General features: G+C 74.2%; 7 protein-coding genes. All 7 read left to right on the top strand.

The genetic code is table 11. The features are described 5' to 3' along the window. A partial coding sequence (locus NQU55_RS15295; RefSeq protein WP_256790706.1) for an NB-ARC domain-containing protein occupies positions 1-936 on the top strand: 936 nt, incomplete at its 5' end. 103 nt (positions 937-1039) lie between these two features. After that, positions 1040-3394 (top strand): TOMM precursor leader peptide-binding protein, encoded by a 2355-nt coding sequence (locus tag NQU55_RS15290; RefSeq protein WP_256790705.1) that lies wholly within the window; start codon positions 1040-1042, stop codon positions 3392-3394. Beyond that, positions 3381-5489 carry a TOMM precursor leader peptide-binding protein gene (locus NQU55_RS15285; protein ID WP_168096392.1) on the top strand — a complete coding sequence of 703 codons (2109 nt, stop codon included), beginning with the start codon at positions 3381-3383 and terminating at the stop codon, positions 5487-5489. The genes NQU55_RS15290 and NQU55_RS15285 overlap by 14 nt, the downstream gene beginning before the upstream one ends. 81 nt (positions 5490-5570) lie before the next feature. Beyond that, positions 5571-7250 (top strand): SagB family peptide dehydrogenase, encoded by a 1680-nt coding sequence (locus NQU55_RS15280; RefSeq protein WP_256790704.1) that lies wholly within the window; start codon positions 5571-5573, stop codon positions 7248-7250. A 15-nt stretch (positions 7251-7265) separates the two neighbouring features. After that, positions 7266-10190, top strand: coding sequence for a lantibiotic dehydratase (locus tag NQU55_RS15275; RefSeq protein ID WP_256790703.1), 2925 nt, complete (start codon positions 7266-7268; stop codon positions 10188-10190). Beyond that, positions 10187-11239, top strand: coding sequence for a lantibiotic dehydratase C-terminal domain-containing protein (locus NQU55_RS15270; RefSeq protein ID WP_168093022.1), 1053 nt, complete (start codon positions 10187-10189; stop codon positions 11237-11239). Before NQU55_RS15275 ends, NQU55_RS15270 begins: the two co-directional genes overlap by 4 nt. Beyond that, on the top strand, positions 11236-12552 hold the full coding sequence (locus NQU55_RS15265) for a M50 family metallopeptidase (protein ID WP_256790702.1): 1317 nt from the start codon (positions 11236-11238) through the stop codon (positions 12550-12552). The genes NQU55_RS15270 and NQU55_RS15265 overlap by 4 nt, the downstream gene beginning before the upstream one ends. Positions 12553-12585: the final 33 nt, after the last annotated feature.

Below are 12585 nucleotides of genomic sequence, written 5' to 3'. Positions count from 1 at the left end.
CGCCTCACCGCCGACCGCTCGGGCCCCGCGCTGGTGGTGGTCTCGGGTGCCCCGGGCATCGGCAAGACGGCGCTCGCGCTGCACGTGGCCCACCTCGTGGGGGCCGGCGGTCACCACTTCCCCGACGGCCGGTTCGCGGTCCGCATGACGCGGACGGACGGCACGCCGCGCACGTCGGCGGAAGTCGCCGCCGAGCTGCAGGGCATGGCGGCGCCGACCGGCGCAGCAAGTGCCTGCGGTGCGGACCGTCGCGTGCTGCTGGTCCTGGACGACGTGACGGACCCCGCCGTCGCCCGGCCTCTGCTGCCGACCGGCGCGGGCAGCGCCGCGGTCCTCACCAGCAGGCTCGGGCTGGCCGGGCTGGTGGCGGCGCACGGCGGCTGGGCCACGCGCCTGGACGCCTTCGCCGAGGACGAGTCGTGCCAACTGCTGGCGGCCGCCCTCGGGGAGGTCCGGGCCGGGGCGGAGCCGGAGGCCGTACGCGAGCTCGCGGCCGCTTGCGGTCACTTCCCTCTCGCTCTGCGGATCGCGGCCGCCCGGCTTCTCACCCGCCCCCGCCTGACGGTCGCCGACTGCGTGGCCTGGCTGCGCGAGGACCCGATGCGCCGGCTGTCACTGCCCGACGATCCGCAGATGTCGGTTCCCCGGGTCCTGGGCGACGCGCTGCAGCGGCTGGACCCCCGCCTCGCGGAGGCGTTCCTCCGTGTCGGCGGAGCCCCGCCGGCCCCGCTTCCGGTCGCCGACGCCGCGCGCCTGCTCGGGATACCAGCGGCTCCGGCCGAGGAAATTCTGGAGCGGCTGGCGGACGCGGGCCTGCTCGAAGAGGAGTCGGCCGGTCGCTTCCGCATGCACGAACTGCTCCGGGCATTCGCCCGGTGCGCCACCGGATACCGCGACGACCGAGGCGGCTCCCTCGCATTGCCGTCGCGGCAGTGAATTCATCTCCGCATCTTTACGAGTCCACGAACCTTCACCTCCATCACGTTTCCGATTTCAACGATCAACGTCACGATTCCACGAGTCCATGAGGTGTACACACATGCTGGAAGCCTACGAAGAGATTGCCGGGACACGGCCCCGCATCCGCCGTGACGTCCTTTTCACCCGGACCCCGGACGGCGTGCTGTTCCACAACGCCCACGGCGGATTCCACGTCAACTCCCCCTCCGCGTACCGCTTCGCCACCCTCCTCGTCCCGCACCTGAACGGGAAGCACCGGGTCGCCGACCTCTGCCGGGGACTCGGGGACGGGCAGCGGGCCATGGTCGGCAGCCTGGTGAGCACCTTGTACGAGCGGGAGTTCGCCCGTGACACGCCCGCCCCGGACACTTCGGCCCCTCCCGCGTTCTCCCCCGAGGTCGCGGAGCGCTTCGCGCCGCAGATCGCCTACGTCGACCACTACGCCGACGACGCGGAACGGCGCTTCCACGACTTCCGTACGGCCCGGGTGGCCGTACTCGGCGACGATCCCGTGGCGGCCTGGTGCGTGCTCAGCCTGGTCCGCAACGGCATCGCCTCCGTCGGCCACCGATCCGGCGCGAAGGATCGTTTCGCCCACGCATACGAGGAGGCGGAGAGCCTCCGCACCGCCGGCTGCCCCGTCTCCCTGCAGCCGATCGAAGCGACCGGCCCCGCGGCGCGGCAGGCCGCCGACGAGCCGGTGACGGTGTCCTGGAGCGACCTCGCCGCGTACGACATCGTCGTGGCCAGCGGCGGCACGGACGGCCCGCGCCCACTCTTCCGCCTGCTCGAAACCGGGGTGCCGGAGGGCAAGTCCCTCGTACCGGCGGCCATGTTCGGCAGCCGCGCGGTCGTCGGCCCGCTCATGACGCACGGGAGCACCGGCTGCTGGGCCTGTGCAGTGCTGCGCCTCGGCGCCCAGGGCGACGCCGCGGCCGCCGCCGATCTGTGGAGCGACGTCTGCCTGCCCGCAGCAGGAGAGCCCCGCGCGCCGCAGCCCGGCCGCAGCCTCTCGGCGATGCTCGGCAACCTCCTGGGCTACGAGGTCTTCCGCCTCACCACGGGTGCGCTGCCCGCCGAGACGCGCGGACAGGTGATCATCCAGGACACCGAGTCGTTCGACGTGGTCGCCGAGCCCCTGCTCGCCCACCCCCGCTGCCCGTTCTGCCGCACGACCGGCACCGCGGCGACCGGTACGGCGCCGGCCGCCACCCCGGCCCCCGCCCCGATCGCCCTGCCCGACGTCCCCGCGCCGGCCACCGGCGTCGACGTCCCCACCATCGACTCGGACGCGCTCCTCGCCGAACTCAACAGCCGCCGGATACTCGTCCGGCCGCACACGGGCGTCTTCGAGCGGTTCACGGACGAGCCGTGGACCCAGACCCCGCTCAAGGCCGGCACGGTGCGCCTGCCCCTGGGGCACGGGAGGAGCCGCGAGATCGCCGCCTTCGACCTGCACACCGTCGCCGGCGCCCGGCTCACCGCCCTCGACACCGCGGCCTGCGTCTACGCCGAGCACGTCGTCCCCCTGGGAGGCGTGCTCCCCGGGGACGCCGTCCGCCCCGACCGGGCACAGGGCAGGATCCGCGTCCTCGGTCCCGACGCGCTCACCGTCGCCAGCGGCCTGCCCGCCCGCGCCGAGGACGTCACCGCCTGGGTACGCGCCTCCTCCCTCACCGGCGCGGGCCCGGCGCTCGTGCCCGCGGGCGCGGTCCGCACCTTCGGCCCGTACAACCACGACCGGCTCCACACCCCCACGTCCGCGGGCACCGGCGCGGGCCGTACGACCGCCGAGGCCACGGCCCGGGGACTGCTCTCCGCGCTGTGCCACGACGCGCTGGAACGCGCCCTGCGCGGCACCGGCGGGGCGGCCCTCATCGCCCCGGACGCCCACGGGGACGATCCGGAGCTCACGTTCCTGGCCAGCTCGGCCCGCAACCTCGGCATCAAGGCGTACGAGCTCCTCGACCTCGGCGAGGCGGAACGCTCCTCCGCCCACGTCCTGTTCGCCCGGGCGCTCCTCCCCCACTCCGGCACGTGGGCCTGGACGGTCGCGGGCGCCACGGACCGGCGGCAGGCCGCGGTGGCGGCCCTGCGCGACCTGCTGGGACAGGAGCAGCTCGGCCGTGAACTCGCCGGAGCCGACGGCAGTGGTGGCCGCGCCTCCTCCCTCGACCTCGGCGATCCGCTGCTGGGGGATCTCGCCCCCGAGACCCTCACCGCCATGGGGAAGAGCACCGGCCGTCCGGACGCCTCCGATGCCACGACGTACGCGACGGTGCTGGAGCGGCTGCGTGCCGCGGGACGTGACGCGCTCGTCGTGCCCACCGGCTCGGCCGACCTGCTCGCGGGCGGCATCAGCACGGTCCGCGTGCTGCTCACGCGCGACGGCTCCGCCGGGAACGCTCCCGAGGGCTCCCATGACTCCTACTGACACCGGCCCCGCCCGCCCGAACCTTCCCGGCACCGCCCCCGTCCCTGACACCGCCCACCCCTCCGGCACCGTCCGCGCCTCCGGCATGGCTGCCGACAACACCGGCCTCTCCCCCGCCCCGCCCGAGTGGGAGCACGCCTGCCGCGACATCTCCGCGCTCCTGCGCGCCTCACCCGCAGGTACGGGCGCCCCGACCGAAGTGGCACCGCTGGGCGTACGCGACGAACTGGCCCAGGACGCCCTCCCCCAGGGCGACCTCGCGCCGCGCGTCCACCTCTACGGGCACCACGCGCTCGTCGGCCCCTTCCCCCGGCCGGACGACAAGCACCGCGGCGACCGCGGCGGTGTGCCCTGCCCCCGCTGTCTGGCCCGCCGCTGGCAGTCCGTGCGCGGACGGGCCCTGCGCGACGCGCTGGAGCTGGGGTCGGACACGCGGGCGGCCGGGCGGCCTCCGTACGCCGTGCCGTTCCTGACGGACGCGATGGCCGCACTGATAACCGCCCGCACCGCCGTCCGTACCTCCGCCCGTACCCCGCACGGCCCCACCACGGACCCCGCCACGGACCCCACCACAGACCCCGCCGGCGAAGACGGCCCCTTCGCCGCCGTCCACCTCCTCGACCTCGAAACCCTGCGCGTCAGCCGCCACCTGCTCGTCCCCGACGCGGAGTGCCCCGACTGCGGACGCCGGGTTCCCGACAGCGCGGAGGCCGCGGAACTCACCCTGCGGCCGGCGCCCAAGCACCGGCCCGGCTCGTTCCGGGTGCGGGCGGTCTCGCAGTACGAGCTGCCGGTGGCGGCGTTCGCCGGTCCGGTGTGCGGGGCGCTCGGCCCCGGTGTGGTGCACGACATCACCTCGGCGTCGACATCGGCCACGGTCGGCTGCTTCGAGCTGCGCTCGGGCGAGTACCTGCGCGAGACGTTCTGGGGCGGCCACGCCGACTCCTACGCCGACAGCGAGCGCATCGGCGTCCTGGAGGGCCTCGAACGCGCGGCGGGCATGCGGGCCCGCGGCCGGTCCCCGCAGGTGCGGGCATCCCTCGCCGCCCTCGGCGACGACGCGCTCGACCCGCGCGAGTGCGGCCTGTACGCCGAGGAGTTCCACCGGGCCGACCCGCGCGTGGTGCCGTTCTCCCCCGACCGGGAGATCCCCTGGGTGTGGGGGTACTCCCTGCGGGACCACCGGCCGCTGCTCGTACCGGAGATCCTCACCTACTACGGCACGCCGGGCCTGGAGAACCGGTTCGTCCAGGAGAGCTCCAACGGCTGCGCGTCGGGCGGCTCCGTGGAGGAGGCCGTCTACCACGGGCTGATGGAGGTGATCGAGCGGGACGCCTTCCTGCTCTCCTGGTACGGGCGGGCCGCGCTGCCCGAGATCGACCCGCGGACGAGCACGGAACCGCGGACGCGGCAGATGGTCGACCGGCTGGCGATGTACGGCTACGAGGCGCGGTTCTTCGACACCCGGATCACCTTCCCCGTGCCGGTGGTGACCGCGGTGGCGGTCCGCACCGACGGGGGCACCGGCACGCTGTGCTTCGGCGCGGGGGCCGGCCTCGACCCGGAGGCCGCACTGGCCGGCGGGCTGTGCGAGATCGCGACCGACGCGGTGAACATCCGGGGCCGGGCCGAGCGCGACGGCGAACGGCTGCGCGCCATGGCGGCGGACTTCGACAAGGTGCTGGCCCTGCACGACCATCCGCTGGTCTACGGCCTCCCGGAGATGGCCCCGCACGCCTCGTTCCTCCTCGGCCGGCGCGGACCGAAGCTGCCCATGGCGGAGCTGTACGCACCGGGCGAGCGCATGCTGCCCGCCGCGGACGACCTCCGGGACGACGTCGAGCGGTGCGTGGCCGCAGTGACGAGCGCGGGCTTCGACGTGATCGTCGTCGACCAGACCCTGCCCGAGCAGCGCGACCTGGGCCTGCACACGGTCTGTGTGATCGTGCCCGGCCTGCTGCCGATCGACTTCGGCTGGCAGCGGCAGCGGGCGCTGCGGATGCCGCGGATGCTGACGGCGCTGCACGCGGCCGGGCTGCGCGAGCGCGAGCTACGGGCCGACGAGCTCAACCCGGCTCCGCATCCGTTCCCTTGAGCACTTGCCTCCCCCTGATCCCGTCCCTCCCCCTCCAGTTGCCGAACCGGACACATCACGTACGTCACGTAAGGAGAACCAGTGGGTTTCGCCCATGAATACGCGACTGCGATCATGCATCGCGGCAGGATCCCCATGGAGCCCGTCGGCTTCGTACCCGACTGGTCGGACCGGCCGCGCAAGGGGAAGTTCTACCCGGGCGCCGAGTCCTTCCCGCTGCCCGAGGGCGACGACGCAGGACCCGGGTCCGGACCCGGACCCGCGGCCACCGTGCAGGAAGGGGTGTTCGGCAACGCCGACCCCCAGGAGAGGTGCTTCTCCCTCCCGCTGCTGGGCGGGATGCTGCTCGACTCGTACGGCCGCACCGGGCGCCGGCTGGGCGTCCAGACCAACACCGACCTGCCGTCCCTGCCCCTCTACACCGACGCCAACTGGTCGCGCGGAACGGCCTCGGGCGGCGGCCTCTACCCGGCGACGGTCTACTGGGTGAGCGGACCCGGCGGGCCCCTGGCGCCGGGGGTCCACCACTACTCCACGACGCACCACGCCATGCAGCGGCTGCTGACCGGCGACGTCTCGGCGGAGGTCCGCGAGGCCGCAGGCTTGGAGCAGAACCCGGACGTGGCGACCGACCAGTTCCTGGTGCTGGGCGTCAAGTTCTGGCAGAACGCCTTCAAGTACAACAGCTTCTGCATGCACGCGGTCAGCATGGACGTCGGCGCCCTGCTGCAGACCTGGCGGATGTGGGCACGCGCCCGGGGCCTGCGCATCGAGCCCGCCCTGTGGTTCGACGAGGAGCGCATCGCCCGGCTGCTCGGCCTCGACGTCCTGCACGAGGGCGTCTTCGCGGTGGTCCCGCTCACCTGGGACCGCACGGCGGCGGCCCCGTCCACGGGACGCGCCACCGGGCCCGCGGCCCGGGTGCGTCGCACCGAGAGCGAGCGCTCCCGCCGCGTGATCCCCTTCGAGACCGTCCGCCGGATCCAGGCCGCGACCCTCGAGAACGCCGCCGCCCGCCCGGAGCCCGGAGCGCTCGCTCCGGCGGCCGTTTCGCCGGAGCCGCCGAGCAGCGTGCCGGGGGCGGCACCTGTGGCCCTGCCGGAACCCGCGCCGCTGAGCATGGGCATGCGGGAGGCGCTGCGCCGGCGGCGCAGCAGCTTCGGCCGGTTCGACGCCCGGCGCCCGCTCGCCGCCGATCAGCTGGCCGCGACGCTGGCGGCCGCCGCATCCGCCTCCGTCGGCGGCGACGCGACCGGATCGGAGGGGCCGGACAGACAAGCCGGTCCGGACGGGCAGGCCGGTCCGGACATGCCCCGGCTCACCCGGCTGTACGTCTTCGTCAACCACGTCGAGGGGATCGCTCCCGGCGCGTACGCCTACGAGCCGGGCAGCGCGCACGGGCTGCGGCTGGTCAAGCCGGGGCCGCCGGGCGACTTCCTCCAGCGGAACTACTTCCTGTCCAACTACAACCTGGAACAGGCCGCGGCCGTCGTCGTGCCCGCCGTGCGCACCGCCGCCGTGCTCGACGCGGTCGGCGACCGCGGCTACCGGCTGGTCAACGCCACCGTCGGGGCGGTCGCGCAGACCTTCTACACCACGGCGACGGCACTCGGCGTGGGCAGCGGGGTCGCGCTGGGCTTCGACACCGTGTCGTTCGTCGAGGAGCTGGAGCTCGCGGAGAGCGGTGAGGCACCGCTGCTGATCATGCTCGTCGGCCACGAACGCCCCGGCTCCGCCGACTTCCGCTACGAGATCGCCTGAGTGCACGGGGACACCATGACCGACACGACATCCAGTTCCCGCGAGGCCGGGACCGGCCACTGGTCGCTGAGCCCGTACTTCATGCTGCGCGTCGCCGGACTGCCCGTCGAGGCCGTACAGGCCCTGCGCTGCCCGGCCACCGTGCAGTGGGCGGAGCGCGTACTCCGCGAGGAGGAGCGGCTGCGCTCCCGCGGCGCCGCGCTCAGCGACCGGCTGCGCCCCCTGGTCAAGGCGGCGGAGGACGACGGCGCCCGGCGGCTGTTGCTGAAGCTGCGGCGGGACGTGTTCAACGGCAGGCTGCCCGGCGCGCCCGAGCAGGCCCTCGCCCTGCTCGCCGCCGACGGCACGGGAGCCGCCGAGGACGCGGCGCGCTGGGTGCGCGACCGGCGGGCGCTGGACGGGTTGCTGACCGAGGGCGCCCCGCTCCTGGCCGCGGAGACCACCCGCACCCGCGCCGCGCTGCGCGGCCTGCTCGGTGAGGAACGGCTGCGGCTGGGGCTGCTGCTGGCGTCGCCGGAGCTGGAGGAGCGGCTGGACGCGTACATCGGCGCGGATCCGGGAGGCCGCCCGGACAAGCGGCTGCGCAAGGCCGAGCGCTCCGCCCTCGCCTACCTCTACCGCACGGCCTGCAAGACCAGCCCGTTCAGCACCTTCACGGCCGTCGCCCTCGGCCGCTTCACCGAGGGCGCCGACGGCGGCGAGGGCACCGACGACGGAGAGGGCACCGACGGCCGGGAGAACACGTCGAGCGCCCCCGGCATCGTCCGCGTTCCGGAGGAGTGGACCGGCCACCCCCGGCTGAACGTGGTGGTCCTGGCCCGGCTCGCCGAGCTCATAGCCGCCGACCCCGGGCGGCGCGGCGACCTCCCCGTCACCCTGTCCTCGGGCTGGAGGCACGACGAGGAGGACCGGATCCGCTACGTGCGCCGCTCGGTGACGGCGGGCGACGACGGCGCGGCGGTCACCTTCGACGCCGCCCGTGACCGGCTGTTCTTCCTCCGCCGCAGCGGCACCCTGGAGAAGCTGCTGGCGCTGTTCGGCGAGCGGCCGCGGCTGCGCTACGGGGACCTCGCTCGCTGGCTGGCCGAGGAGCGGGGCGCCGGCCCGGACGAGTGCGAGCGCTATCTGACCGCCCTGCTGGACCTGGGCATGGTGCAGATCCCGTGCCTGCGCACCGACGTCCACGACGCGGACCCGCTGCGCGCCTTCCGCGACGCCCTGCAGGCCCTGGACAGGCCGTGGGCGGTACGGCTCGCCGAGGCACTGGAGCAGCCGGTCGACTGCATCCGCCGCTACGCCGCCGCCGGGCCGAAGCTGCGCCGGGAGCTGCTGTCCGAGCTGCGGCAGGCCCTCACAGCCGTCCAGCACGAACTCGGGGCGGCGGAGCCGACGCTGCCGCGGACCCTGCTGTACGAGGACGTACGGGCAGGCGGACGTGACAACGAGGACAACGAAGGCGGGGACACCGGCGTCGTCTGCGACCTGCGGCCCTGGAGCGCCCCGGTCACGGCCGCCGGCGAGGGCCCTCTGGAGACCCTGCGCTCGCTCGAACGCATCCTGCCCGCCTTCGACCTGACCCTGCCGCAGCGCATCACGCTCAAGGGCTTCTTCGTCGCACGGTACGGCAGCGGCGGTCGCTGCGAGGACCTCCTGAAGCTCGTGCACGACTTCCACGAGGACTTCTACGACCAGTACCTGACGTTCACCGCTCGCCGTAAGCCCTTCGACGCGCAGGGCGACTACGTCCCCGAGCCGAACTGGCTGGGCCTGCCCGGCATCACGGCGGTGGACGCGGCCCGCCGGGAGTGGGCGTCCCGGATGCGCCGCCTCTGGGACACCGCGCGGGGCGCCGAGGAGATCCGCGTCCACCCCGAGACGGTCGAGGCCGTCGCAGGGCGGCTCGCCGGCGTCACGCCCCGCTTCGCGCCGCAGAGCCACTTCCTGCAGCTGGTGCGCCGCGACGGCGAACCGCTGGCGGTGCTCAACCAGTCCTACGGCGGGTTCGCCTTCCCCTTCAGCCGCTTCACCCACTGCTTCGACGGCAAAGGCAGTGAAGGGGGCGAAGGAGGTGAAGGAGATGAAAGGGGTGAAGGCGGCGAGAGCGGTGGTGGAGCGCTCTCCGCCCGGATCCGGCGCACCGCGGCCGGCACACCGCCCGAGGGGGCCGTCTTCGCCGAGATCACCGGCGGGGCCGTCACCAGCAACCTCAATCTGCACGGGCGCCTGACGGACTACCGCATCGTCTGCCCGGGCGAGGACGGCGGCGTGCCGGAGGAGGGCCGGATCGCGCTCGACGACCTGTACGTGGAGCACGACGTACGGGCCGACCGCCTGGTGCTGCGCTCCCGGCGGCTTGACCGCGAGGTCGTTCCCGTCTACCTCGGCTATCTCGTGCCGCTGGCGCTCCCCGAGATCCCCCGCACCCTGCTGCTCCTCTCCCCCACGTCCATGGCACCGCTCGACGTGTGGGGCGGCGTTCCGGAGGGCGAGCCCGACGACGGCGTGACGTCCCGGCCGCGGGTGCGCTGCGGCGGTCTCGTCCTCAGCCGGCGCAGCTGGACCGCCTCCGCCGCCGCGCTGCCCGCCCTCGGCGGCGGCCATGGCCGGGACGGCGACGCGGCCCTGTTCCTGCAGTGGCAGCGGTGGCGTGTGCGGCACGGGCTGCCGCGCCGCGTCTTCGCCACCGTCACGCCGGGCGCGGCCGCGCCCGGGGCGGACCGGGCGAAGCCGCAGTACGTCGACTTCGACAGCCGGCTGTCCCTCACCGCCTTGGAGGGGTTGCTCAAGGACCCGGCCGACCGGGTCGTGCTCCGCGAGGCCCTGCCCGGGGAGGACGAGCTGCACGCCGTGTCCGCACGCGGCACCCACATGGCCGAGCTGGCCGTCGAGACCCTCCGCACGCCCCGTCACGACCGCGAAGGAACCGGTGCGCCGACATGACCGAACCCGCCCTCGCCACGCCCGGAGCCTGGCAGGCCCTGCACATCCACTACGCCGCCAATCCCCAGCCCCTGATGACCCGGTGCATCGGCCCGCTCCTTGCGGAGCTCACCTCCGAGGGGCTGCTGGCGGGCCACTTCTTCATCAACTACTGGTTGGAGGGCCCGCACGTCCGGCTGCGGCTCAAGCCCTCGTCCGAGGCCGTCGCGGAGGAGGTCGCCGGGCGCGCCGAGCAGGCCGTCGCCGCCTTCCTGCGGGAGCGGCCCGCGCTCTACGAGGTGGACTCGTCGGGCTTCCTCAACGAGTTCTACAACACCCTCTTCGAGCTGGAGTTCCCCGAGGACGAGCGCAGCGGCTTCCTCGACGCCGACGGGCGGATGCGGCTGCGGCCGAACAACACCGTCAGCCGGGAGCCGTACGAGCCCGAGTACGGCAAGTACGGCGGCCCGGCGGGTGTGGAGCTCGCCGAGTGGCACTTCCGGCACTCCAGCGACCTGGTCATCGAGGCCGTCCGCACCATGAACCTCCATCTGCGGACCGTCCGCCTGGGCGCGTCCGCCCAGCTGATGATGGTGATGGCCGGTACGTTCCTGCCGGGCCGGGCGGAGCTCGCGGAGTATCTGGACCGCTATCACGTGTTCTGGCAGAAGGCGTTCTCCGGGACGAACTTCATCGGCTCCGACGAGTACGACCGAACCTACGCGGCCATGGGCCCGGCGCCTGCGCGGCGCTTCGGCGCGGTCCTGGGCGCCCTGGCCGGAGAGGGCGCCGACGGGCTCGCCGAGCTGCCCCGCTTCCTGCGCGGCTGGGCCGAGCACTGTGCCGAACTGCGCGACCGGGCCACCGCGCTGGCCGTCCGCGGCGACCTCGTCTTCCGTTCGTGGGACGGCACGGCCGACGAGCAGGTCACCGACCCGGCGGCCGCCCTGCCCCTGCTGCTGTCGCCGTACATGCACATGACCAACAACCGGCTGCACGTGACCATCCGCGACGAGGCGTACCTGTCGTACGTACTCGGGCGCGCCCTGCGCGAGGCGGACTCCCGGTGACTCCGCGGACGCCTCCCCCGACGCATGAGGGGCTGCTGGAGCAGCGGCCCGCCCTGCGCCCGGAGATCCTGCGCAGTTCTGCGCTACGGCGCGGACCGGCTGTCGTCCACCTGGTGAAGGATCCGCGCAGCGGGCAGTCCTTCGAGGTCGGGGTCAAGGAGCACTTCCTGATGTCCCGCCTGGACGGCTCCCGCACGCTCGGCGAGGTCGGTGAGGAGTACGCGGCGCGGTTCGGGCGGCGGCTCGGCGAGGCCCACTGGCAGCAGCTGCTGAGGCTGCTGTGGGAGCGGCGGCTGCTGGAGGGGGCAAGGAACGCCGGAGACGGCGGGCCTGCCCAAGGCACCGGGTCGTCCGGACCCGCCGTCTCCGGGCAGCCGACCGGGGCCGCGCCGCGCAAGCTGGTCACCGGCACCCTCCTCAAGGGCACGCTGCGGCTGGCCGCGGACGCCACGGCCACCACCGACCGGCTGTACAGGGCCGCCAGCTTCGCACTGGCGCCGGTGGTCGTGGTGCCCGTCCTGCTGCTGGTGCTCGGCATGGAGACGTACCTCGCCGTGCACGCAGGGGCGTTCCTGGACGACACCGTGCGGCTGTTCCGGCAGCCGGGAGCGCTGCTCGCCGCGTTCACCCTGCTGTGGGCGAGCACGGCCCTGCACGAGCTGGCCCACGGGGTCGTCGCCCGGCACTTCGGCGGGACCGTCGGCGAGATCGGGCTGCGCTGGCACCTGCCCATGGTGTTCATGTACTGCACGGTCGAGAACTATCCCTACCTGCCCACCCGCCGGGCGAGGGTCGCCACCGCGGCGGCCGGAACGGTCATGAACCTGGCCTTCCTGCTGCCCTTCTGGCTGCTGTGGTCCCTCCTGCCCGGCAGCGACGCCGCCCGCGGCCCGCTGGCCGGCCTGCTGTTCACCGGCTCGGTGCTGGCGCTGACGAATCTGGTGCCACTGCCGCCGCTGGACGGCTACAAGATGCTCGGCCACGCCCTGGGGATGGCCGACTACGCGACCGAGAGCCGCCGCTTCCTGCGGCTGCTGGGCGCGCGGGCCGTGCGGCGGGGCGACGGCGTCGCCGCCTACCCGCGGACGGCCCGGATCGCGTACACCGCCTACGGCCTGGGGGCGGTGGTCCTCGTCGGCGGCAGCGGGACGGGCTTCGTCCTGCTGTGCCACCACCTGGCCGGGGACCGCTACGGCTTGTGGGCCGTCGTCGTACCGGCCCTGCTGGTCGCCGCGCTGGTGGCCGTGACCGGCCCGTGGGCCCGGCGGGGCGACCGGAACACGCAGACCTCGTCCACCCCGCGCAACACGTAACTCGCAATTCGTAATTCGTCACACGCAACGCAC

The sequence above is a fragment of the Streptomyces telluris genome, from assembly GCF_024519335.1.
In the GTDB taxonomy this organism is placed as follows: Bacteria; Actinomycetota; Actinomycetes; order Streptomycetales; family Streptomycetaceae; genus Streptomyces; species Streptomyces telluris.
This window is presented reverse-complemented; position numbering and strand designations above follow the sequence as displayed.